Raw genomic sequence first — 24,259 nt, forward strand, 5'->3', positions numbered from 1 at the left:
GTGCAGGCCGTCCTGCGTCTGCCCCGCCTCCTGCGAGACCCCCGGGCCCATCATCTCCGACAGTCCGTAGATGTCGACGGCGCGGATCGCGGACCGGTCCTGGACCGCGCGCCGCATCTCGTCGGTCCACGGCTCGGCCCCGAAGATCCCGACCTGCAGCGAGGAGGAGCGCGGGTCGATCCCCTGCTTCTCGAACTCGTCGACGAGCGTGAGCATGTAGCTCGGCGTGAGCATGATGATCTCGGGCCGGAAGTCCTGGATGAGCTGGACCTGCCGCGGGGTCATCCCGCCCGAGACCGGGATGACCGTGGCACCGAGGCGCTCGATGCCGTAGTGCGCGCCGAGGCCGCCGGTGAACAGGCCGTAGCCGTAGGCGTTGTGGACCATGTCGCCCTTGGTCACACCGGCCATGGTCAGGCAGCGGGCCATCACCTGGGCCCAGAGCTCGATATCCGGCTGGGTGTAGCCGACCACCGTGGACTTGCCGGTGGTGCCCGAGGAGGCATGCACCCGGATGACATCTTCCATCGGGGTGGCGAACAGCCCGAAGGGATAGTTGTCGCGCAGGTCGTCCTTGGTGGTGTACGGCAGCTTGCGCAGGTCGGCGAGCGACCGGATGTCGTCGGGCTTGACCCCGGCGGCATCCATCTTGGCCCGGTACGGCTCGACCTGGGCGTACACCCGATGGACCAGGGCCTGCAACCGTCTCAGCTGGATCGCTTCCAGGCCGGACCGGGGCAGCGTTTCGATCTCCTCAACCCACATCATTCGTCTCACCTCGTTGTCGACGCCGCCGTTTTACGCATGAACCGCGGCCCGGCCGGCGGCAAAGGCCTTCTTGTTGACTTCGCGGAAGCTGGGCTTGACGGTGTTGTCGATCACCTGGAGGAAGACCTCCGGCCCGACCGCGAGGAAATTGGACATGGCCCCGACCATGGCCACGTTGGCGGTGCGCAGCTCGCCCACCGATTCGGCCACCGCAAAGGCGTCGATGGCCACCACGTTAATGTGGCGGGCCTTGAGCTCGTCGAGGATGTTTTCGGGATATTGGGCCTTGCCGAGCGCCACCGCCGGCGGCAGAATTTTCTGGGTGTTGACCACCACGGCGCTGTCGCTGTGCAGGTACGGCAGATAGCGCACCGCCTCCAGGATCTCGAAGGCCACCAGGATATCGGCCGCGCCCAACTCGATCAGGGGCGAGTACACCTTTTCGCCGTAGCGGAGATGGGCCTCGACCGAGCCGCCCCGCTGGGCCATGCCGTGCACCTCGCTCTTCTTGACGTCGAAGCCGGCCGCCAGCTGGGCATAGGCGGTCAATTCGCTGGCCAGGAGAATGCCCTGGCCGCCCACGCCTGAAAAGAGGATATTGCCGCTCTGTTTCATTACTTGGCCTCCTTTTTCGTGATCGCGTCGAACTTGCACACGCAGGCGCACTGGCCGCAGCCGTTGCACTGCACCTCGGCGATCTGGGCGAATCCCTTCTGTTTTTCCCGATAGCCCCGGGCCACCGCCTCCTCGGGGGTCAGCGGCGTCCAGCTGATGGCCGGACAGCCCATCTGCACGCAGAGCGAACAGCCGGTACAGTTGTCGAGGTTGGTGAAATAAACCGGTTTTTCGCGCTTGGCCTCCTCGGGCAGGAGCACGCAGGGGGCGCGGCTGATGATCACCGAGGGCTCGGGAGCCTCGATCTCCTCCTTGAGCACCTTGCGGGTGGCGTCGATGTCGTGCGGGTTGACCACCGCCACCCGTTTGACCCCCAGCGCCCGGCACAGCCCCTCGAGGTTCAACGCCGGGGCCGGATCGCCCAGGATGGAGCGGCCCGAGGCCGGGTTGTCCTGATGGCCGGTCATGGCGGTGGTGCGGTTGTCGAGGATGATCACCGAGGCGTAGGTGCCGTTGTAGACCATGTTCAAGAGGCCGGTGATGCCCGAATGCATGAAGGTGGAATCGCCGAGCACGGCCACGATTTTGCCCTCGCCTTTCTTGCCGAGCGCCTTGGCCATGCCGTGGGCCATGGTGATCGAGGCGCCCATGCAGACGCAGGCGTCCATGGCCGACAGGGGCGGCAGGAAGCCCAGGGTGTAGCAGCCGATATCGCCGGAAACGAACACGTCCTTCATCCGCGACAGGCCGTAGAACAGGCCACGGTGCGGGCAGCCGGCGCACATGTTCGGCGGCCGCATCGGCAATTCCAGCGGAGCGAAGACCTCGCCGACGGTTTCCGGGGCTATCGCCTTGCGCACGATGAACGAGTTGAGTTCGCCCTGGTTGGGGATCAGGTCCTTGCCCCGGCAGGCGATGCCCATGGCCTTGAGATGGGTCTCGATGAAGGGGTCGAGCTCCTCGACCACGATCAGTTCGTCCACGGTGGCGGCAAAGGCGCGGATCATCTTCTCCGGCAGGGGCCAGACCATGCCGAGCTTGAGCACCGGCGCCTCGGGAAAGGCCTCCTTGACGTAGTTGTAGGGCACGCCGGAGGTGATGAAACCCCGCTTGCCGCTGCCGGGTTCGATCCGGTTTTCCGGCAGGGTCTCGGCCAACTCGCGGGTGGCCTGCATCCGTTTTTCCACCGCTACCCGCCGCACCCTGGCGTTGCCGGGCAGCATGACCAGCTTGGCCGGCATCTTCTCGATCGAGGGCTCAGGGGTCTCGCAACGGCTCCCCTTCTCCACCACCCCCTTGACGTGGGCGATGCGGGTGGTGATGCGCATGATCACCGGCACATCCAACTGCTCGCTCAAGGTATACGCCAGGCCCATCATCCGCTTGGCCTCGGCCGGGTCGGAGGGTTCGAGCAGGGGCAACTTGGCGGCAAAGGCGTAGTTGCGGTTGTCCTGCTCGTTCTGGGAGCTGTGCATCTGGGGATCGTCGGCGTTGAGGATCACCAAGCCGCCGCGCACGCCGGTGTAGGCGGCGGTGAACAAGGGATCCGCCGCCACGTTGAGGCCCACGTGCTTCATGGTGGCCAGGGCTCGGGCACCGGCAAAGGAGGCGCCGATCGCCACTTCCAGCCCCACTTTCTCGTTGGGTGCCCACTCGGTGTACACCCCTTCGTAGCGGGAGAGATTGCCCATGATTTCGGTCGACGGCGTGCCCGGATATCCCGAGGCCACCCGCACCCCCGCCTCCCAGGCGCCGAGGGCGATCGCCTCGTTGCCGGAAAGCCACAATGTTGTCTCCTTATCGAAGCCCACGTCCTTCCTCCTTGCTATTCTTCACGGAAATCGGCCGCCATGCCGTCTGTCGGCGCGCAGCAGGTTGAGGGAGGCGGCACGGCCCCCACCGCGACCGCCTTCCCCGCACCGTTCCGACAAAAGAGCATCCTTACCTTGAATGCCGAGGGTTAGGCAAGCCCTTTTTCCTGTTCTTCCGTCCGCCGGCTCGGCCGCCGGTCACTTGCCGCCGTCGGCCGCGGCCGGTTGCTTGGCCTTGACCACGGTCATGGCCCATTCGATCCGCTCCCGGTTGGCCTCGGTGGTGCCCACCACCAGCTCGGTCGACTGCATCAGCTGCACCAATTCGCGCTTGAGCCGCTCCATGCTGATCTGCTTGGAGGCGGCCAGGATGGCGGCCACCCATTCCAGGGTCTCGCCGGTCTGCCGGGACATCCGGGCGGGGTACAGCACAAAATTGCTGAAGTTGGCGGCCTTCACCCGGGCGCTCAACTCCGGCCCCAGTTGGGCAGCCACCGGCGCGATCAGGGCGTCGGGCGCGTCCTTGGTCTCGAGGATCGTCTTGAGGGCCGGTTTGCTGGTGGATAGATACAACATGTTGCCGGTGAGCACCGCCGCCGGCTGGGCCTCGCCGGGCAGCACCGGCCAGGAATAAACGGTCTGGCCCGCCACCTGCTCCTGCTCCTCGCCGGCGATCCCTTCCTGGGTGATGAGGCTCCGGACCCCGTTCAGCGCCTTCTCGGCCACTGCCCGGTCGCGCAACTCGAAGAACAAAGTCATCTTCGGCCAGGGGAACAGCGGCGTGCGCACGATGTCGTCGAGCACGGCGCCGTACTGCGGGCCAAAGGCACGGCCCAGTTCTTCCAGGGAAACGCCCAGCACGGCCCGGGCCGACTGGTCGATCTCCTGGTATTCCTTTTCACCGTCGGCCCGCATGGCCTGGATGATCCGTTCGGTCTGGAACGACGCGGCCCAGTTGTAGGCAAGGGAGTTTTCCTTGAGCAGATGCAGGGTCTGGTTGCCCTTGGCCGCGGCGTCGATCATGCCTTTCATGACCGGGTGCAGTCGGTCGTAGGCCAGGCCGGAATGCCCCCGGCTTTCCATGCCCTGGCTGGTTTCGTAGCCGATCGAGTAGGTGGCGCCGACCCCGGCCAGTAGTTCCCCGACCTCCTTGAACTCGGGCGTGGCTGCGGCCTTGAGGAGTTCGGCCATCACCGGGACATTGAGATACAACCGCGAATAGGTCGTCTCCTCGGGGAAGGGCTTCCAGAAGGTCGCCGCCTCCTGGAAGGCGGGCGCCTTGTCCAGGGCCGTCTCGCCCTTGCCGGCGGAGACGCAAATTTTAATGGTTGCCGGCGCGCAGGCCAGGAACACCATTTTGCCCTCGGTATAGCCGTAGAAGATCTTGCCGTCGTTGGTGGTGATCTTGACCAGGTTCAGGCCATCCACCGTTTCCCGGCTGAACTGGGCGTTCTTGAGCATGCGGCTCAGCATGTCCAGGGGGCCGGCCATCGAGCTCCGGGCCACCAGGACCAGGGAGTCGCGCAACGCCTCCTCCGGTTTTTCGGCCAGGATCTTGCGGTCCGGCGACAGCATGGCCAGGGTGGCGTCCTCACCGAACACGGCGCGGAAGGCCGGGTCGTCCACCACCGCGGTCACCGAGTTGTACACCCGGTCGTATTCGGCGGTTTCCTGGGGAGCGCCGCCCATTTCCTGGACAATGGCGTGGATGGTGTCCTTGGCCAGCAGTTTCCCCAGCGGCGAGGCGGCAAAGCCGTCGATCAGGGTGTTGCCGTGGCTCAGGTTGACGGTCATCAGCGCATCCGGCGGCAAAAAGCGCGCATAGGAATTGACCTCCGCCTTGCCACGTAGCAGGAGGTAGAACCCGGCGGCGACCACAACCGCCAAACATAAGACAATGCCCACAATTCTCTTCATACGATATCTCCGTTCAAGGGGTGAAATCCAAAAGGCAAGCCGCTTGCCCCGAAGCGTCGGGCCGGCTCATTCCTCCATCGCCGCCGCTTCCCGCTCGACGGCCTCCATGGCCTGCTGGGCCTCTTCCCAGCGCTGGTAGGCCCGTTCCAGATGGCGCTCCACCTGGTTGTATTCCTTGCTGACCGAACTCCACAGTTCTTGATCGCCGTAGAGTTCGGGATCGGCCATCTTGGCCTCGAGTTCGGCCTTGCGTTTTTCCAGCCGCTCGATCTCCTGTTCGGCCTCTTCGCTTTTCTTCTTCAGGGGGCCGAGTTTCTTGTTGAGCTGCTGCCGCTCCTGGGCCCGTTGCCGGCGCAGGGCCTTGCGGTCGACCACCGGCTCGGCGCTCCCCGTCCCGTCGGCAGCCGTCTCGGTCCGGGGGGACGGCGCGGCCGCGGACTCGCCCTGTCCCTCCGTCTTCCGCCGCCATTCGAGATAGTCGTCGATGTTGCCCTCGTGGAGGGTGGCCCGGCCGTTGCGGATCTCCAGCACCTTGTTAATGAAGGAGTTGACGAAAAACCGGTTGTGGGAGACCACGATGATCGTGCCCTCGTACTGGGCCATGGCCTCCTGGAGAATCTCCTGCGAACTCATGTCCAGGTGGTTGGTGGGCTCGTCCAGCAGCATCAGGTTGGCCGGGCGCACCAGCATCCTGGCCAGGGCCACCCGTGACTTCTCGCCGCCGGAGAGCACCCGCACCTGTTTTTCCACCTCGTCGCCGGTAAACAGAAAGGCGCCCAATAGCGAGCGGACCTGGGTGATGGTCATGTCGACCGCGGTGTGATAAACCGTGTCGAGGATGGTCAGGTCGCCGGCCAATTCCTGGGCCTGGTGCTGGCCGAAATAGGAGAGGATGACGTTGTGGCCGGGCTTGATTTCGCCCTCGGCCTTGAGTTGGCCGGCCAGGATCTTGAGCAGGGTGGTCTTGCCGGCGCCGTTGACGCCCACCACCGCCAGCTTGTCGCCGCGCTGCAGGGAAAAGCCGACCCCGTCGAACACCGACTTGCCGTGATAGCTCTTGCGCACCTCCTCCAGGTGGAGCACGTCCCGGCCCGAGGGCGCGGCCGGCGGAAAGGTAAACCGGATGGTGCGGTCGGTCTCGGAGAGTTCGAGCCGTTCCAGTTTTTCCAGCTGCTTGACCCGGCTCTGCACCTGGCGCGCCTTGGTCGACTTGGCCCGGAACCGGGTGATGAACCGTTCCGACTGGCGGATCATGGCCTGCTGGTTGTCGTAGGCAGCCCGCTCCAGCTCCAGCCGCTGCGCCTTTTCCACCAGGTAGTGGGAATAGTTGCCGCGAAAGACGCTCAGCCGCCCCAGGCTCAACTCCCAGGTGATCGAGGTCACCCGGTCGAGAAAGGCCCGGTCGTGGGAGATGATGATCATCGCCCCCTGGTAGCCGAGGAGAAAGTCTTCCAGCCAGGTGAGCGAATCGAGGTCGAGGTGGTTGGTGGGCTCGTCCAGCAAAAGGAGCGCGGGCCGCTTGAGCAGCAGCTTGGCCAGCAACAGCCGCATGATCCAGCCGCCCGAAAAGCTCTTGACCTCGCGCTCCAGGTCGGCGGCGGTAAAGCCGAGCCCGAACAGCACCCGCTCGATCTGGGGCCGGATGCGAAAGACGTCGCTGCCCTCCAACAGGTGCTGCAGCTCGCCCTGCCGCGCCAGCAGCCCGTCGATGGCCGGGTCGTCGGCATCGATCAGGGCCAGCTCCCCGCTCACCCGCTCCAGCTCCTCCTGCTGGGCCAGCACCTCGTCAAAAGCCGACTCCGCCTCGGCAAAGAGGCTGCGGCCGCCAAGCTCGATGTTCACTTCCTGGGGCAGGTAGGCCACGGTGAACCAGGAAGCCCGGTTGACGATGCCGGGGTCGACATCCTGCTCGCCGCACATGATTTTCAGCAGGGTCGATTTGCCGGCGCCGTTGACCCCGGCCAGGCCCACCCGGTCGCCGGAATGGATCTGGGCCGCGACCTCGCGGAACAGGTGCTTGTCGCCGTATTGCAGGTTCAGGTCGTTGATGCTGAGCATGGACGGTTGTTCGCGGGATGGTCGGCCGCGGTCGAAATGGTGGTGTTGATCGAGGCGATACGGCCGGTCGCCGGTCGGCCGCCGCCCCCCTCGCCGGCAACGGCGTTTTCCGGCACAAGCCGCAGGGTCTGTCGCGGCTGGCCCGGGTCGATGCGCAGGATCAGGCGATCCAGCAGCCCCAATTGCCGCAGTCGATGCAGGTTGGCGGATTTCGGCCCGCGGAAGATCGATTGGTCCTGGGCGGCAATCGCCAGGGCGGCTCGGCTGCCGGCAGGCACGCCGGCCAGCAGGCGGCGGGTCTGCGCCAGCATCAGCCGGGCCAGGACCAGCTCGCCAAAGGCCGGATGATGAGGCCCAGCCATCAGGGCGCGCGCCAGCTCCGTCGAGGCTTGCAGGCCCATCCGTACCACCCCGATCCCCTCGCAGTCAAACCGTTTTTTCAGATAGGCCGCCCAGGCCACGGCCCGGCCCAGGCCGAGCGGGCGATAGCTTCCCCGGCGATACAGCCGCTCCAGGCCGCTGCCCCGCAGGACCAGGGCCGGATAGATACGGACGAAATCCGGCCGCAGGCGGATCGTCTCGTTTGCGGTGCGCCGGAGCGAAGGAAAATTTTCTCCGGGCAGGCCCAGCATCAGCTGCAGACCCAGGCGCATGTCTCGCTCGCGGATCAGGCGGACCGCGGCGGCGATGGCAGCGGCGTCATGGCCGCGGCCGGAACGGCGCAGGACCTCGTCGTCGCAGGATTGGGCGCCCAACTCGACGATCGAAACCCGGTGGCGGACCAGCAGGTCGAGCCGCTGGCCATCGATGGCATCGGGCCGGGTGGAAAGGCGGATCGCGTGCACCATGCCCTGCTGCCGAAAGGGGCGCACCGCGGCGAGCAAATCGTCCTGCCGGGCAAGGGGCAGGCAGGTGAAACTGCCGCCGTAAAAGGCCACCTCGACTTGGCCGCGCCGCTCGGGGCGGGTGTGCGCCAGCCAGGTCCGAATCGTGGCCTCGATCTCCGCGCCGGAGCGCGCCGGCGGCGTCTGACCGCTGATGCGGTGTTGGTTGCAGAACAGGCAGCGGTACGGGCAACCCTCATGGGGGATGAAAACCGGGATTACCAGCGCCATGGCGTTGCCCCTGCGGCGGCCGACACGCGCCGTTTCACCCTTCCTGCCGCTGCAGAACGATCAGGGCTTCGCGGGCGGCCTGCTGCTCCGCCTCCTTTTTGCTGGAGGCCTTGCCGGCGCCCAGCTCCTTACCCTGGAAACGCACCGTGATCGAAAAGAGCCGGGCGTGGGCGGGCCCTTCCTCGCTGATCAGCAGATATTCCGGCCCCTCGTTGAACCGCTCCTGCAACAGCTCCTGCAGGGCGCTCTTGGCATCGGCGCTGACCAGCTGTTCCTGGTGCCGGTCGATGTGCGGCTCGAAAAAACGACGGACAAAGGCCAGGGCGGCCTCGTAGCCGCCGTCGAGAAAAATCGCGCCCACCAAGGCCTCGTAGGCGCAGGACAAGATCGACGGTTTGTCGCTGCCGTGGGCAGCGGTTTCCCCCTTGCCCAGCAAGAGGTGGCAGCCCAGATCGATCTCCCTGGCCCGTTCCGCCAACCCACCCTCGTTGACCAGGGCCGAGCGGATGCGGGTCAGCTTGCCTTCGCGCATCTCGGGAAAACGGCTGAACAGGATAAAGCCGACCGTGAGGTCGAGGACCGCGTCGCCGAGGAATTCCTGGGTTTCGTTGTGCCGGCCGTCTTCGAGGCGCTCAAAGGCAAAGGAACTGTGGATGAGAGAGAGTTGCAGCAATCGCAGGTCGCGGAACCGGTAATCGATCCGTTCCTGCAACTCCTGCAACCCTTCCTCGTTGTCCTGGATCAAGGCCGCAAGCGTGGTTCCCATGGGGCTTGATTTCTCCTTGTCAAAAAAAAAATCTATGGTATAAGTGCCGCACATTCAGGCGACGTAGCCAAGAGGTAAGGCAGTGGTCTGCAAAACCATTATTCAGCGGTTCAAATCCGCTCGTCGCCTCCAGAAAATCCAAGCGGTCACCGGGAACTCCCGGCGACCGCTTTTTTTTGTGACCGCAGCCACAGGCTATGTACCTGATGCCGCCGGCAAGGTCAAGCGGGCAACAAAAAAAGGCAGGGCCGAAGGGGCCCTGCCTTTTTTTGTTGCCGTAGCCGGAAAGAGGTGGCGATCAGCTCTTTCGCCGGGAAAAGCCGGCCAGACCGATCAGGCCGACACCGAACAGCAGCATGGTGGCGGGTTCGGGTACCGGATCCGTGGGCGGCGTATAGGAATTCAGATCCCGTCCATACAGGCTCAGGTGCGACAGGTCCGGAATTTGGCCGCCCTTAGTGAGGAAGCTAATTGCCCAGGTGCCGGAGCCGCTGCTGGTTGTATCCAAGACGATATCATCGAAGAAATAGCCGACAAAGTTGGACCCTGCCTTGAGCACCACCATAAAGTCGATGGTAGCGGGCAAGTTGGCGCCGCTCCAGGTGAGATCCCAGGTCCCGGTCTTTCCCTTGGAAGCCGACAAGGTAAAGTTGAGCCCCCCGAATACGCCATTGTCAGTGCCACTACCGGGATTGTCGTCCTTGACGATCTGCGAAAAACCGCCACCGAAGTAAGCATTCGCGGCGTTCGTCGAGTCGTTGCCCGATACCAGCCCAGTATAGGCATCGGCAACTTGCCCGTTGAACGTCACGTCCGACAAGGACAAGGCGTGGGCTTGACTGGCAATGAACAGCGCCACCACACCCAAAAACAATTTCATTTTCATACTATCTCCTCCAAAAAATATGCAGATAACCTTGATGGTTTGCTGAGCCCCAAGAGGCTCGCCTCCCTTCTCCTTGTGTGATCTTTAGCAAAAATCAATCCAGCAACTCGGGAAATCCAAACCTCCCCTTCTCTTCCTAAGTAAAAACAGCGATACGCCAATTAAGTATATTTCATGCAAAAACAGTAAAATAGCAGCAAAAACATAACGTTTTCCCCTCTATTACATTTGTCTTGCCGCTCCTGACCGCACTTTATCTTTTCCAGTTTTCTGGAAAAAAAACGACCATTTGCACGGAAATTTTCAAAAAAAATTAAATGATATCATGCCATTGCAGTTAAATTTTTTTTCTGGTCGCCAACCCGTTTGGTTCTGACGGCAAGGGCCACTTCGCTTTCAGGCTTGTCTTACCCCTGAATTCAATAAAATTTATAAGCCCGGAAATCATTGCATAGCAGGCAAATCGGCCACAAATGCCTCCTCGCTGCCGAGGTCGGTGACGGCCGGAATGCACCACGCTTCCAGGCATGGCAAGGGAAGCATTTCCGGTTTTTCGATTTGACTTCATCAAAACAGCAGATACAATATTTGCGGCAGGATCGCCGAGACAAAAAAAAAGCGGGGTCATAGACCCTGCTTTTTTGTTTTCGATAGCGGAGATTATTCAGTTCTTCCGCCGGGCAATGCCTGCCAGACCGATCAGGCCGGTGCCGAACAGCAGCATGGTGGCGGGTTCGGGAACCGGGTCAGGGGAACCGGGAAGTGGATCACGGCCGTACAGGCTCAGGTGCGACAACTCGGGATACTGGCCACCATTATTCGTAAAGGTAATGGTCCAGGGGTTGTTGATGCTGCTCCCGGTCATATCCAACAATTTGTCATCGAAGAAAAAAGCCACATATCTGTTACTTGCCTTGAGCACCACGACAAAGTCGATGGTCGTGGGAAGACCGGGGCCACTCCAGGTGAGATCCCAGGTGCCGGTGACACCGCTGGGTGTTTTGGTGCCCTTACCCGAACTGACCACGGAAAAGTTCAACCCACCGAGCGAGCCGGTGGCGGCGCTACCGCCGGGGGGATCGTCCTTGGCAATCAAGGAGAACTCATTGCCGCCGAAAATATCGTTCAGCCCTCCCGCGGTATCGTTGCCCATGATCACGCCGCTCATGGCATCGGCATCGGCTCCATTGAACTTCACATCCGACAAAGACAGCGCATGAGCTTGGGTGGTAATGAGCAGGGCCACAAATCCTAACAACAGTCTCGTTTTCATACTCTCCCCTCCAATAAATATCCAAATAGCTTTAATGGGTTACAGAGCCTCTTGCGAATCTCGTTCCCACTCCCGATAACGATTCTTTTTTAGCAAAAATCGCTCCATAACGGCTCCAGATTACACTTTCCACAAAATAAGTAAAAATACTGATTAACCATACCGAATATAATACCGAAAAAACAATAAAATAACACATTCGGCATCGCGCTCATTCATCTTGTTTTTCACCCCTGCTCGCTCGCCCGCACCTTAGTTTTCCTTTTTCCTGAAAAAAAACGGCCGATTATACGGAATTTTGTAAGTAAAATTAAGTATAATCAAATTATTGCATCAAAAAACATCTTTGCTGCCAACTCGCCCTGTCCTTCCGGCAGGAGCCCTTCGGGCTTGCCTTGCCATTTCCCTTTGCTTCCAAGTGCGACCGCGGGCAAAGCTGCGGATTCGATGCCTCGGTGAATGCTGTTGTCGTTTCAATCACCGATTTCCCCTGGGTGCCTGGGTGAACGATGTTTTTTTGCAGCATTACGAACCAGTCATTTCCCCATCACCCGCCAAAGCTCATTGGAGTTCGTTGGAAACAAAAAAGCAGGGTCACAGACCCTGCTTTTTTGTTTTCGATAGCGGAGATTACTCAGTTCTTCCGCCGGGCAATGCCTGCCAGACCGATCAGGCCGGTGCCGAACAGCAGCATGGTGGCGGGTTCGGGAACCGGGTCAGGCGAACCGGGAAGCGGATCCCGGCCGTACAGGCTCAGGTGCGACAACTCGGGATACTGGCCACCATTGTTCGTAAAGGTAATGGTCCAAGGGTTGTCGATGCTGCTGCCGGTCACATCCAGCAACTCGTTATCGAAGAAAAAAGCCACATATCTGTCACTAGCCTTGAGCACCACGACAAAGTCGATGGTCGTGGGAAGACCGGGGCCACTCCAGGTGAGATCCCAGGTACCGGTGACACCACTGGGTGTTTTGGTGCCCTTACCCGAACTGACCACGGAAAAGTTCAACCCACCGAGCGAGCCGGTGGCGGCGCTACCGCCGGGAGGATCGTCCTTGGCGATCAAGGAGAACTCATTGCCGCCGAAAATATCGTTCAGCCCTCCCGCGGTATCGTTGCCCATGATCACGCCGCTCATATCGTCGGCAGGGTTTCCGTTGAACAGCACATCCGACAAAGACAGAGCATGAGCTTGGGTGGTAATGAACAAGGCTACCAAACCCAAAAACAGTTTTGTTTTCATATTTCCACCTCCAAAAAGTATTTAACAGTCCTCATTGTTGATCGAGCCTCTTGTAAGGCTCGCCCTCTTTTTGTCATTATTTTGCAACAAGTAATCCAGAAATATAAAAAAGTAACAGGCGCCTTACCTTTCCCAAAATCTTCCATCTAACATATTAAAATAACAATATTTTATTAAAAGACAGGCCAGTTCAACTTTTGGCAATAGAAATTTTCTTACCTTCATTTTCATCTTTGATGTCCTTTTTTGCGCTCCTCTTTTTCAGCTTCCACAAAAAAGGTCCGATTATTCGGAATTTATAAATAAAATTAAACAAAATTACACAATTACAATGCAAACCATCCACCCTCACCAGGCCATCCCCATTTGCCGGGCACAGGCCGCATCAAGGCCAATTTTGTGGTACCTGTTCGCTACCACAAAACTGGAGTCTGGCGATAGCGGCTGAACCGCGGACAAATTGATCCCAAAGCCATTGTCATTCATGGAGCTGTCTGCTAGCGCTTAACAACAAACACACACCGTCCGCAAATCCGGACAACACAGAGGGGCATTTCCGGTTTTGGTTCTGAATCAATCCGGATCAAACGATGAAATGGCGGTTGTAACAGTGCCAGCAGTGTGTATCAGCCGATTGCAAAACCTTCGCGCAAGGCAAGAGAAGTAAAACGGTCGATTGGGGCAACCTGGACGGATATAGGTGCCGTTGCACCAAACAATAAAAAAGGCAGGACCAAATGGCCCTGCCTTTTTTATTGTTTTCGGTGTATCCGGGAAAGTTTGGCGCTCACTTCCTCCGGGCAATGCCTGCCAGGCCGATCAAGCCGGTGGCGAACAGCACTGCGGTGGCGGGTTCGGGAACCGGGTTGGTGGGGCCACCGCCGGGATCGGGAGGATTCACGGCCACGGGATTCCAGGCCAGATCACGGCCGTAGATGGAGATCCCGGTGAATTTGTTGCCGAAGGTCTGGCTCCAGGTGCCGTTCAGGCTGCCGATCGCAGTCGCGAATTCTTCATCGAGGAAGGAAAAGGCGGCCAATCGGTTGTTGGTCTCGACGACCATCACCAAATCCGCGAAAAAAGGGTCGGCGGCGTCCCAGGCGAGCGTCCAGTTCCCCGACTTGCTTGCGGCTTCGGTAAAGCTCAGGACGAAATCGATCCCGGACCAGGTGCTATTCATGCTGGGTTCGCCTTTCGTGGCCGCGGCGATGAACGAAAACCCGCTTCCAAGTGCATTCAGATAGCTATTCAATTCGGTCTGATTGTTGAATTGGTTGCTGACCAGGTTCGCATCCTCCCCATCCAGGGTCACGTCAGTCACGGATAACGCATGCGCCTGCGTGGCGATCAGCAAGGTCAGTGCCCCCACCAAAAACATCTTGTTCTTCATTGCACCCCTCCAAAGGATGTCTCGTCGACTGCGGCGCCGGAAGGCGCTCCTTTTCCTCGTTTCGCTTTCTGCCAGGACCCAAACGGACCACAAGCAACAACGGGCGACCAGTGGCATTCAATCCCGAGGGATATCACGCATAACAGGCTGATGTAGCGTCTTTTACCTGAGTATTGCCACCCGTTGCCGCAGAACATCTGTCGCCTTTCAATTAAACATTTTTTCACCTTTTCCGGATTTTCACAAGGAGAAAAACTTAAATGCGGAAAAATGAAGAGCGAAGCGGAAATCTCATGTTTTCTACAATAATGCCGCATAGTTTCCGGACACTTCGACAAACGTAGCCAACACCGATTGGACCCGTCGCCCCGCTGCAATCCCATTATCGCAAGAGATTTTTCTCGTCGAGCAAAGGGATCCGGCTCGTTAGCCGGTTGTTTCTATTCCAGATTGCCAAACGATCCCCGTTGATCATCTCAACGAACGCGGTGAGGATAAATCTCAGGAAATTTCGATAGAATACCATCCAGGATGAAATCGGCCGAATGTGTGTATGGGAAGGGGCAATCAGTTTTGAAAATGGACGAACGCAAAAAGGATATGTGAAAAACAGGCCCGTTGTTCTCAGGCCGATTCGTCCCGCCAGAGCGAATATGTTTGCTCCACACAATGGCTTGCGCCCTTGCGGCCGAGCACGCTCGAATAGAGAATAAAGTGGTCCACGGTGAACGAACCGCCGGAGAACAGGCCGTTTCCCATCAGGTATTTGCCGACCTTGGTGGCCGGGGTGTGCTGCAGGCGGGCCAGGGTGATGTGCGGGGTGTATTTCCGGTTTTCCAATTCAATGCCCATTCGGAACAGACGGGTGACGATCTTGCGCTGGAGGCCCATCAGCGGTTCGCAGCGCTCGATCCCAGCCCAGACCACCCGGGGCTGCCCCCGGGGCGGAAAGAATCCCACCCCCTGCACCCGCAGGTCGAACGGGGCAGACACTATTTCGGTCAGGGCCTCGCGCAGGTCGAGGAAAGTGGCGCCATCGACCTCGCCGATGAAGCAAAGAGTGAGGTGCAGCTGATCGGATGACACCCAGCGGGCAGCGGGCAGGCCGCAGCAGAGCAAGGCCAGTTGCTTCCGGACCGCCGCCGGAGGATCGATGGCGATGAAAAGTCGTTTATTCATTCGAGGTCCCGTGCAAATGCCGCCAAGCGCGATCGGCACCCCTGCGAACAACGGGAATGCCGGCCGGGGCGAGCGGGGTTGCTGTTTTCGGGGCGCGGAAACAACAAGGGCGCCGCAGGGATCAACGGCGCCCGGTCGAACACGGCGGCAGGGAAAGCGGGAAAGGTGCGGGTGCTCCGGCAAAAAACGCTTACTCCCGCCAATCCATGCCGATATCGCAGGCGCGGGCGCTGTGGGTGAGCGCGCCCACCGAGATGATGTCCACCCCGGTTTCGGCAATGCCCCGCACGGTATCCAGGTTGACGCCGCCCGAGGCCTCGACCGTCGCCCGGCCAGCGATCATGGCCACGGCCTGGCGCATGGTGGCGAGGTCCATGTTGTCGAGCATGATCACCCCCACCTTGCAGGTCAGGCATTCCTCCACCTGGGCGAGGGTGTCGGTTTCGACCTCGACGTTGATGGTGTGCGGCACCCGGGCCCGCACCCGGCGCACCGCCTCGGTGATCGAACCGCAGGCGGCGATGTGGTTGTCCTTGATCAACACCCCGTCGCTGAGGCTAAAGCGGTGGTTATGGCCGCCGCCGCTGGCCCGGACCGCGTATTTCTCCAGCAGCCGCAGACCCGGCGTGGTTTTGCGGGTATCGACGATCTTTGCCTTGGTGTGCTTAACCGCATCGGCAAAGGCCGAGGCCAGGGTGGCGATGCCGCAGAGCCGCTGGGCCAAATTGAGTGCCACCCGCTCGCCTCGCAGCAGGGTGCGGGTGGCACCGCTCAAGCGCAGCAGCACCTCGCCCTGGCCCACCCGGCTGCCGTCGGCCACGGCCCCGGTGCAGGCCACCTGCGGGTCGAGCAGGCGGAAGACCCGGGCGGCCACGGTTTCGATACCCACCACGGTCATGGGCTCGCGGGCGACGAAGCAGGCCCGGGCCCGGTCGTCCGGCGAAAAAATCGCCTCGGTGGTGATGTCGCCGTGCTCCAGGTCCTCGGCGAGGAATCGATGCAAAAGGGGATCGATGAGAAAGGTGTCCATGTCAGCGTAATTTGCTTAATCGTTCGGTGGATTCGATGCCCTTGGCCAGGCGGGCGCGGATTTCGGCCTCCTTGTCGTGCTCCTTGGCCACCACGGCCTCAGGTGCGTTGCGCATGAACTGCTCGTTGCCGAGCTTGCCCACCACCCGCTCCAGCTCCTTTTCCAATTTGGCCCGCTCCTTGGCCAGTTTGTCCAGTTCGCCGACCACATCGATCAGCCCTTTGAGCGGCACCACCAGCTCCACCTCCTGCACCAGGCCGTGGCCGGCGTCGTCCGGCACCTGGCCGCTCTCCACGATGGCCAGCGAGCTGGCGCGGACCATGGCCTGGATGCCGGGGGCGAACTCGGTCAGCCGCCGCCGCTTGTCCGGATCCGGGCAGATGAGCGTCGCCTCGATCCGGGCGCTGGGATGCACCTCGGCCTCGGTGCGGATGGTGCGCACCCCGGAGATGACTCCCATCAGCAGGTTCATGGTGGTTTCCGCCTCTTCGTCCTCCCAGGCCGGATTGATCTCCGGAAAGGATTCGACCATGATCGAGCCGCGCGCGCCGGGCAGCTGGCTCCAGATCTCCTCGGTGACGAACGGGGTGACCGGGTGCATCAGCTTGAGCACCTGCTCCAGAACGGTCAGCAGCACGGCCTTGGCCTGGTCGCGGGCCGCGGCGTCCTCGCCGGACAAATCGGCCTTGATCCATTCCAAGTACCAGTCGCAGACCTCGTGCCAGACGAAACGGTAGTTGGCCTGGGCCACCTCGTTGAAATTGTAGCCGTCCAGCGCCGCCCGCACCTCGCCGATGGTGGCGTTGGTCCGGCTCAGAATCCAGCGGTGCGCCAGGGCCAGCCGTTTGGGGTCGGCCGCCAGGGCGGCGATCGCCGGGTCGGCCGAGGCCAGGTGCATCTGGGCAAACCGGGCCGCGTTCCACAGCTTGTTGATGAAGCGGCGATAGCCGTCGATCCGCTCCTCGTCCATGCGGATCTCGCGGCCCTGGGCGGCAAAGGCGGTGAGGGTGAAGCGGAAGGCGTCGGTGCCGTACTGCTCGATCATCACCAGCGGGTCGATGACGTTGCCGGTGGACTTGGACATCTTTTTGCCGTGCTTGTCGCGCACCAGGGCATGGAGATAGACATCGCGGAAGGGGACCTCGTCCATGAAGTGCAGCCCCATCATCATCATCCGTGCCACCCAGAAAAAGAGGATGTCGAAACTGGTGATCAGCACCGAGGTGGGGTAGAAGGTGGCCAACTCCCTGGTTTGCTCCGGCCAGCCCAAGGTGGAAAAAGGCCACAGGGCCGAGCTGAACCAGGTGTCGAGCACGTCGTTTTCCTGCAGGAGCCTGGTGGAGCCGCAGAAGGGGCAGACGTCCGGCGCGTCGACCTCGACGATCAGCTGGCCGCAGCCTTCGCAGGTCCAGGCCGGGATGCGGTGGCCCCACCAGATCTGGCGGGAGATGCACCAGTCGCGGATGTTTTCCATCCAACTGTAGAAAGTGCGATACCAGGTGTTGGGGTAGAGGTTGATCCGTCCCTGCTGGACCGCGGCCACCGCCTTGTCGGCCAAGGGCCGGACGCTGACGAACCATTGCTTGGAGGTGGTGGGCTCCACCACCGTGGCACAACGGTAGCACTTGCCCACCGCGTGCTGGTAGTCCTCGATTTTTTCCAGCAGGCCCGCGGCCTCCAGGTCGGCCACGACCCGCTTGCGGCAGGCGAACCGGTCCAGGCCCGCGTAGAGGCCGGCCGCCTCGTTCATCACCCCGCGATCGTCCATCACCTTGAGCCGCGGCAGGTCGTGGCGCAGGCCGATCTCGTAGTCGTCGCGGTCGTGCGCCGGGGTGACCTTGAGGGCGCCGGTGCCGAATTCTCGCTGCACGTGGTGATCGAAAACCACCGGGATGGTGCGGCCGGTGAGCGGCAGGCTGATACCGATTTCGGCCAAGTGCTGATAGCGTTCGTCGTCGGGATGGACCGCCACAGCCGTATCGCCGAGCATGGTTTCGGGGCGGGTGGTGGCTACCACCACCTGGCCGGAGCCGTCGGCATAGGGATAGCGGATATGGTAGAGTTTGCCGTCGGTCGGGTCGTGCTCGACCTCGTCGTCGGCCAGGGCGGTATGGCAGCGCGGACACCAGTTGACGATGTAGTCGCCCTTGTAGATCAGCCCTTCCTTGTACAGGCGGACGAATACCTCGCGCACCGCCTGCGACAGGCCATCGTCCATGGTGAACCGCTCGCGGTCCCAATCGCAGGAGGCGCCCATGCGCTTGAGCTGGTTGATGATGGTGCCGCCCTTCTCCTCCTTCCAGGCCCAGACCCGCTCGATGAATTTCTCCCGGCCCAGGTCGTGGCGGCTCAATTTTTCGCTGGCCAGTTGGCGCTCGACCACGTTCTGGGTGGCGATGCCCGCATGGTCGGTGCCCGGCACCCACAGGGTGTTGTCGCCGCGCATCCGGTGGTAACGGACCAGGAGATCCTGGAGGGTATTGTTGAGGGCATGGCCGATATGAAGCACGCCGGTGACGTTGGGTGGGGGAATGACGATGGCAAAGGCCGGTTTGCCCTCGTCCATGCGGGCGCTGAAGGTCTTGTCCGCAAGCCAGCGGGTGTACCAGCGGCGTTCCACCTCGGCGAATTCGTAGCCCTTGGGCAGATCGTACTTCTTCGGATTGTCTGAATGTGTCTCTTGCATTGGGTGTGCTGTTGTTCCGCCTCGTCGGCGGCCGGGTTGGAAAGGATGGAGATTGCCGTCAAAGTCCGGGCGGCACGGACTTCCGCCCGATCCCGCATGGAGCCGGAGCCGCCCTAGAGCACGCTCCAGGGCTTGGGGATGAAAATCTGCGAGTACAAGGCCAGGGCGTAGCGGTCGGTCATGCCGGCAATGAAGTCGCAGACCTGGCGATGCCGCCGCCGCTCCTCTTCCGGCGTCTGCACCGGCTGGCTGGCACGGCAGCAGGCGCCGAGGCCGTTCTCGGGCGGCTCGTGCTCCAGGAAAAAACCGTACAGGTCGCGGATGATCCGCTGCGCCTTCTCGAATTCGTTGTGCACCCGGTAGTTGCGGTAGACGTTGTCGTAGAGGAAGGAACGCAGCTCGTTGATGGTGTCGTTCATGCGGCCGCTCAGGTGGAGCCGGCCGTCGTTGCGTTCCAGGGTGGTGGCGACCAGGTCGCCGACCATGGCGTTGATCCGCTGCGAGGACCGGTCGCCCAGGATCGCCCGCAGGTGGGCGGGCAGATCTTCGTTGGCGAGCATGCCGCCGCGCAGGGCGTCGTCCATGTCGTGGTTGACATAGGCCATGATGTCCGCCACCCGTACCAGCTGGCCCTCCAGGGTGGCGGCCAGCTCGGCGGTATCGCCCGGAAGGATTTCGCCGTAGCCCTTGGAATGCTTGAGGATGCCGTTGCGGACCTCCCAGGTGAGATTGAGGCCATGGCCGCCGTTTTCCAGGAAATCGACGATCCGCAGGCTCTGGCGGTAGTGCTTGAATCCCCTGGGGTGCAGCTGGTTGAGGCTGAACTCGCCGGCATGACCGAACGGGGTGTGGCCGAGGTCGTGGCCCAGGGCGATGGCCTCGGTCAGGTACTCGTTGAGCCGCAGGCAGACCGCCATGGTGCGGGCGATCTGCGACACCTCCAGCACATGCGTCAGGCGGGTGCGGTAATGGTCGCCGGCCGGGGCGAGAAAGACCTGGGTCTTGTGCTTGAGCCGGCGGAAGGTCTTGGAATGGATGATCCGGTCCCGGTCACGCTGGAAGGCGGTGCGCAGATGGCAGTGTTCCTCTTCGTTCATCCGGCCCCGCGAACGGCTGCTGAGGCAGGCATAGGGCGACAATACCACCTGTTCCTGCGCTTCCTGCTGTTCTCGGATGGTCTTGATCATGGCGTTTGCCTCCGGTCGGTCTCAGGGCTGCCAAAGAAGGAAGGCCTTGATGAAGGGATCGAGCCGGCCGTCGAGGACCGCGTCGACATTGCCGTCCTCGGTGTTGGTGCGGTGATCCTTGATCAGGCGGTAGGGCTGGAGCACATAGGAACGGATCTGGCTGCCCCAGGCGATTTCCTTCTTGTCGCCCTGGATGCTTTCCTGGTTACGCAGCTGCTCTTCCTTTTCCCGCTCGAACAGCCGAGACATCAGCATTTTCATGGCCATGTCCTTGTTGCGGTGCTGGCTGCGCTCGTTCTGGCACTGCACCACGATCCCGGTGGGAAAGTGGGTGATGCGGATGGCCGAATCGGTCTTGTTGACGTGCTGGCCGCCGGAGCCGCTGGCCCGGAAGGTGTCGATACGGATGTCCTTGTCGTTGATCTCGATGGCCACGTCGTCGTCCAATTCCGGCATGACCATCACCGAGGCAAAGGAGGTGTGCCGCCGGCCGCTGGCATCGAACGGCGAAATGCGCACCAGCCGGTGGATGCCCACCTCGGAACGGAGATAGCCGTAGGCGTACTTGCCCTTGATCAGGATGGTGACGCTCTTGGTGCCGGCCTCGTCGCCGGGCAGCAGGTCAAGGATGTCGGTCTTGAAGCCCTTGCTCTCCCCCCAGCGCAGATACATCCGCAGCAGCATGCCCACCCAGTCCTGGGCCTCGGTGCCGCCGGCGCCGGCGTGGATGGTGATGATGGCGTTGTTGGCGTCGTGCTCGCCGGAGAACATGCACTCCAGCTCCACCAGGTCGATGCGGCGGCGCAGCTCGTCCAGGCTTAAGACCACATCCCGGTAGGTTTCCTCGTCGTTCTCCTCGACCGCCAGGTCGAGCAGCATGCCGGTGTCGTCGAGATCGTTGTAGTTCTTGTCCCAGATGCCGATCAGGTCCTGCAACTGGCCCAGCTGGCGCTGCACCCGCTTGGCCTCGGTCTGGTTGTCCCAGAAATTGGGGCTAACCGTCTGCCGCTCAAGCAGCTCCACCTGTTCACGCTTGCCGTCTAAGTCAAAGATGCTCCTTCAGCACGTACATCCGGCCCTTCAAACTCTCGAGCAATTGTCGCGATTCCGCTGATTCGGTCACATCGGCCATGATCCACCTCGCTGCATGCAAAACAAAAAAAGAAACGAGCCCGCCCTGGGGCGCCTCGTTACGGTCAATGCCAAGACGGCAATGCCGGCGTCGCCCGACGCCGGCCACATCAGGCTGGGAGGCGTGCATACTAAACAGAAACGGTGCAAGTCTCAAGAAAGAAAGGCCAGGGCGCACAGAAAAGCAACCCTTTCGAAGAGGTGCCCGCCGGGCTTGCGCCGGTCGCCCTTCAGCGGCGACGCGGGCGGCAGACCACCGTCAGCAGGCCCGCAAGTACTGCGCAGGCCAGACCGAACCAATGGCCGCCGCGGCCAAACGGCGTGGGTTGGTCGAGCAGAGGCACCGAGGCAGTTCGGGCCGCCTCGACGAAGATGTCGGTCCGGTCGATGATCCGGCCCAGGGGATCGACAAAGCCGCTGATGCCGGTATTGGCGGCACGGACCAGGGCGCGCCGGTTTTCCACCGCCCGCAGCACGGCCATGGCCATGGACTGGTAGGGGGCGCTCGAGCGGCCGTACCAGGCGTCGTTGGTGATGTTGACCAGGAGGTTGGCGCCCCGCTCCACGCTTTCGCGGGCAATGTCGGGGAAAATAGACTCGTAGCAGATCAGGATGCCCAGGCGCATCGCGCCCAGCACCAACGGCCCTTTCTCGGTTCCGGCCGAAAAATCGTCGATATTGACCACCAGCGGTTGCAGGAAGGGCAACCAGCGGCGCAGGGGCACGTATTCGCCGAAAGGAACCAGGTGGCGCTTGGCGTACTCGCCGCCGACCCGGCCATCCGGCCCCAGCAACAGGGCGCCGTTCCAGTACCGTACCTGCTCGGCTCCGCCCGACCCGGCCGTGACGGTGAACAGCGGCGCTCCGGTCAGCAGCCAGGCCTTGCCGACGGCGAGGGAGTCGATCACCCGACGGATGAGGGGATCTTTCTGCGGGTAGAACGGCAGGGCCGTTTCCGGCCAAACCACCAACTCGGCCCCGCCCTCAAGCATCGTCGGCCGCGAAAGCCCGATATAGGTGTCGACCGTGGCCACCCGGGCGGCCTCCGACCATTTGATGGCCTGATCGATGTTGCCCTGGACCACTGCCACCCTGGCCGGCCGCGCCTGGGCCAGGCTCGCCTCCACCTCCTGGTGCCGCAGGACCGAATAGCCGCCGATGCCCATCAACACGGCCACGGCCGCCAGCACCGGCCAGGCCGATCTGCGGCCGGGGCGGATGTCGCGGCCGAGCCGGCCGAGGCCCGCCGCCATCAAGCCGTTGATCAGCACCAGGCAGAAGGTGAGCAGATGGTGGCCGCCCAGATCCGCCGCCTGGATCAACAGGGGCTGGCCGAACAGGCCATAGCCGAGATCCATCCAGGGAAAGCCGGTGAACAGTACCGAACGGAGATAATCGAACCCCACCCAGGCCACCGGCGCGGTCCATATCAGCGCCGCCGCCGAACCCGGCCGGTTGCCGCGACGGCCGGCGATCAGCCCGGTCACGAAGCAGCTTACCGCCGAAAAGCAGGCCATGTAGGCGGCCAGCAGCACCAGGGCCGGCAGGGACAGGCCCAGGGGCAGGCCGCCATAGCGGCCGAGCACGATCAAGATCCAGTACAGCAGGGTCAGGTGGTAAATCAGTCCGAAAAAGAAACCGGCCAGCAGGCTGCGGCCGGGACGCGAGTTGAGGACGAAAAGAAGCATCGGGGCCAGGCCGACGAACAGCAGCGGCCACCAGCCGATCCGGCCGGGCATGGCCGCGGCGAGCAGACCGGCGGAGGCGAGCGCCGCCAGGACCGGTATGGCCATGCCCTCAGCTTTGCGGCTCGGTTTCATCGTTGCGAACGATGCGGACACTCTTGATCCGGCGCGGGTCGGCCCCGAGCACCTTGAAGGAAAGCGCGCCTTCCTGCACCAGGGTGCCGGCCTGCGGCACCTTGCCCAGGCGGTGGATGATGAATCCGCCCACGGACTCGTAGGGCCCTTCGGGCAAACTGAGATGGAAATGCGCCTCCACCTCCTCGATGTCGATCTTGGCGTCGACGATGACCGTGCGCTCGTCCACCACCCGCAGCTCGCTGGCCTCCTCGTCGTGCTCGTCGTCGATTTCGCCGACGATCTCCTCGATCACGTCCTCGAAGGTTACCAGGCCCCGCACCCCGCCGAATTCGTCCACCACCACGGCCAGGTGGATTTTCTTCGACTGGAATTCGCGCAGCAGTTCGGTGATCGGCTTGGATTCGGGGATGAAGGCCACGGGGTTGAGGAATTCCTTGAGATCGACCGGGGCGGCGGGATCGCGAGTGCAGATGCGCAACAGGTCTTTTGCATGGAGGATGCCGACAATCTGGTCGGGGGTGCCTTGATAGATGGGGATACGGGTGTAGCCTTCCTGGATGATCAGGCGGATCAGCTCCGACACGGAAGTGTTCACTTCGGCGCAAACCATTTCCGCCGAGGGAGTCATGATCTCGGAGGCGATGGTCTCCCGGAAACCGAAGATGGAATTGATCAACCGTTCCTCGTGGACCGAGATCAGCCCCTGTTCCTCGCCCTCTTCCAGCAGCTCCTGAATCTCGTGCTCCAGCTCCTCGGTGGTATCGGGCGCGCCGCGAAGCCCAAGGGCTGATTTGATTTTTTCGAAAAGCGATTTACTGGGGGGTTCCTCTCCAGAGGACGCCGGGCCGGCCGACGGCGACTCCACATGTTCCATACAGAAAAAATTTCTCCCTAGGCATAAAGAAAATGGATGGTATGAAAGTAGGCTAACGCGGCATAAAGTCAAGGGTTATTTCACCCGGTTTTCCGGCAGCCTCCCCTGACGCGGCCGACGGCGGCGCAGCCGATGCCACGGTTACGCACTTCTTGCAGCTTCTCTCTTGACGCTGGCCGACGGGTATGCTATTAGATGCGCTCGCAATTCGGCATACCGATGAATTCGACGAATTGCCCCTTCTTTGATTTTCCGACTTGGGCCGTTAGCTCAGCTGGTAGAGCAGTTGACTCTTAATCAATTGGTCTGGGGTTCGAATCCCTAACGGCCCACCATTTTATAAGCGCTTGACTCTTTTTGAGTTAAGCGCTTTTTTTGTTTCCCCCGCCGAAACGATACAAAATAGCTGATTGCCATTCGAATTCAACCGATTGCACCCTGGACGGTATTCCACTGAAATTTCTTGAGATTTCCCCTCCCTGCGTTCGTCGAAACGATCAACAAAGG

The 24,259-nt window shown here is 61.7% G+C and carries 18 protein-coding genes and 2 tRNA genes; 2 read left to right on the forward strand and 18 right to left on the reverse strand.

Annotation, left to right across the window (positions count from 1 at the left end):
- The 7 genes from RMR13_RS13990 to rnc form a co-directional block, all read right to left on the reverse strand.
- Positions 1-768, reverse strand: a 768-nt coding sequence (locus tag RMR13_RS13990; RefSeq protein ID WP_310601245.1) for an AMP-binding protein, incomplete at its 3' end; no start/stop codon positions are given.
- A 30-nt stretch (positions 769-798) separates the two neighbouring features.
- Positions 799-1,383, reverse strand: a complete 585-nt coding sequence (locus RMR13_RS13995; protein ID WP_310601246.1) for an indolepyruvate oxidoreductase subunit beta — start codon at positions 1,381-1,383, stop codon at positions 799-801.
- Complete coding sequence (gene iorA, locus RMR13_RS14000) at positions 1,383-3,194, reverse strand: indolepyruvate ferredoxin oxidoreductase subunit alpha (RefSeq protein WP_310601247.1); 1,812 nt, start codon at positions 3,192-3,194, stop codon at positions 1,383-1,385. The genes RMR13_RS13995 and iorA overlap by 1 nt, the downstream gene beginning before the upstream one ends.
- A 198-nt stretch (positions 3,195-3,392) precedes the next feature.
- Complete coding sequence (locus RMR13_RS14005) at positions 3,393-5,111, reverse strand: hypothetical protein (RefSeq protein WP_310601248.1); 1,719 nt, start codon at positions 5,109-5,111, stop codon at positions 3,393-3,395.
- Between the two features lie 66 nt (positions 5,112-5,177).
- The gene (locus RMR13_RS14010; protein ID WP_310601249.1) at positions 5,178-7,169 is read right to left on the reverse strand and encodes an ABC-F family ATP-binding cassette domain-containing protein; all 1,992 of its coding nucleotides are present in this window, start codon (positions 7,167-7,169) and stop codon (positions 5,178-5,180) included.
- Complete coding sequence (locus RMR13_RS14015) at positions 7,148-8,284, reverse strand: radical SAM protein (protein ID WP_310601250.1); 1,137 nt, start codon at positions 8,282-8,284, stop codon at positions 7,148-7,150. Before RMR13_RS14015 ends, RMR13_RS14010 begins: the two co-directional genes overlap by 22 nt.
- Positions 8,285-8,318: 34 nt before the next feature.
- Positions 8,319-9,050 carry a ribonuclease III gene (gene rnc, locus RMR13_RS14020; RefSeq protein WP_310601251.1) on the reverse strand — a complete coding sequence of 244 codons (732 nt, stop codon included), beginning with the start codon at positions 9,048-9,050 and terminating at the stop codon, positions 8,319-8,321.
- 57 nt (positions 9,051-9,107) lie between these two features.
- On the opposite strand from rnc, the gene RMR13_RS14025 reads away from it, so the two are divergent.
- Positions 9,108-9,182, forward strand: a tRNA-Cys gene (locus RMR13_RS14025).
- Between the two features lie 166 nt (positions 9,183-9,348).
- Here the strand turns inward: RMR13_RS14025 and RMR13_RS14030 are convergent.
- The 11 genes from RMR13_RS14030 to RMR13_RS14080 all read right to left on the reverse strand — a co-directional run bounded on the left by RMR13_RS14030 (position 9,349) and on the right by RMR13_RS14080 (position 23,752).
- Positions 9,349-9,936, reverse strand: a complete 588-nt coding sequence (locus RMR13_RS14030; protein WP_310601252.1) for a PEP-CTERM sorting domain-containing protein — start codon at positions 9,934-9,936, stop codon at positions 9,349-9,351.
- 664 nt (positions 9,937-10,600) lie between these two features.
- Positions 10,601-11,209 carry a PEP-CTERM sorting domain-containing protein gene (locus RMR13_RS14035; RefSeq protein WP_310601253.1) on the reverse strand — a complete coding sequence of 203 codons (609 nt, stop codon included), beginning with the start codon at positions 11,207-11,209 and terminating at the stop codon, positions 10,601-10,603.
- Positions 11,210-11,843: 634 nt separating this feature from the next.
- Complete coding sequence (locus RMR13_RS14040) at positions 11,844-12,452, reverse strand: PEP-CTERM sorting domain-containing protein (protein ID WP_310601254.1); 609 nt, start codon at positions 12,450-12,452, stop codon at positions 11,844-11,846.
- 787 nt (positions 12,453-13,239) lie between these two features.
- Positions 13,240-13,842 (reverse strand): PEP-CTERM sorting domain-containing protein, encoded by a 603-nt coding sequence (locus RMR13_RS14045; protein WP_310601255.1) that lies wholly within the window; start codon positions 13,840-13,842, stop codon positions 13,240-13,242.
- Positions 13,843-14,466: 624 nt separating this feature from the next.
- Positions 14,467-15,021 carry an RNA 2',3'-cyclic phosphodiesterase gene (thpR, locus tag RMR13_RS14050; RefSeq protein WP_310601256.1) on the reverse strand — a complete coding sequence of 185 codons (555 nt, stop codon included), beginning with the start codon at positions 15,019-15,021 and terminating at the stop codon, positions 14,467-14,469.
- A gap of 190 nt (positions 15,022-15,211) precedes the next feature.
- Positions 15,212-16,051 carry a carboxylating nicotinate-nucleotide diphosphorylase gene (gene nadC, locus RMR13_RS14055; RefSeq protein WP_310601257.1) on the reverse strand — a complete coding sequence of 280 codons (840 nt, stop codon included), beginning with the start codon at positions 16,049-16,051 and terminating at the stop codon, positions 15,212-15,214.
- 1 nt (position 16,052) lies between these two features.
- Positions 16,053-18,737 carry a valine--tRNA ligase gene (locus RMR13_RS14060; protein WP_310601258.1) on the reverse strand — a complete coding sequence of 895 codons (2,685 nt, stop codon included), beginning with the start codon at positions 18,735-18,737 and terminating at the stop codon, positions 16,053-16,055.
- Positions 18,738-18,850: 113 nt separating this feature from the next.
- Positions 18,851-19,924 carry a deoxyguanosinetriphosphate triphosphohydrolase gene (locus RMR13_RS14065; RefSeq protein WP_310601259.1) on the reverse strand — a complete coding sequence of 358 codons (1,074 nt, stop codon included), beginning with the start codon at positions 19,922-19,924 and terminating at the stop codon, positions 18,851-18,853.
- A gap of 21 nt (positions 19,925-19,945) precedes the next feature.
- Positions 19,946-21,056 (reverse strand): peptide chain release factor 2 gene (gene prfB, locus RMR13_RS14070; protein WP_310601260.1). Its coding sequence is split into 2 segments (ribosomal slippage): positions 19,946-20,971 and positions 20,973-21,056, totalling 1,110 coding nucleotides; the frame shifts between segments, so codons are not numbered across the junction.
- A 229-nt stretch (positions 21,057-21,285) separates the two neighbouring features.
- Positions 21,286-22,848 (reverse strand): apolipoprotein N-acyltransferase, encoded by a 1,563-nt coding sequence (gene lnt, locus RMR13_RS14075; RefSeq protein ID WP_310601261.1) that lies wholly within the window; start codon positions 22,846-22,848, stop codon positions 21,286-21,288.
- 4 nt (positions 22,849-22,852) lie between these two features.
- Positions 22,853-23,752, reverse strand: coding sequence for a hemolysin family protein (locus tag RMR13_RS14080; RefSeq protein ID WP_310601262.1), 900 nt, complete (start codon positions 23,750-23,752; stop codon positions 22,853-22,855).
- 259 nt (positions 23,753-24,011) lie between these two features.
- Here RMR13_RS14080 and RMR13_RS14085 point away from each other — a divergent pair.
- Positions 24,012-24,087, forward strand: a tRNA-Lys gene (locus RMR13_RS14085).
- Positions 24,088-24,259 lie beyond the last annotated feature (172 nt).

Origin of the sequence: Desulfobulbus sp. (assembly GCF_031547805.1) — a bacterium.
GTDB lineage: Bacteria > Desulfobacterota > Desulfobulbia > Desulfobulbales > Desulfobulbaceae > Desulfobulbus.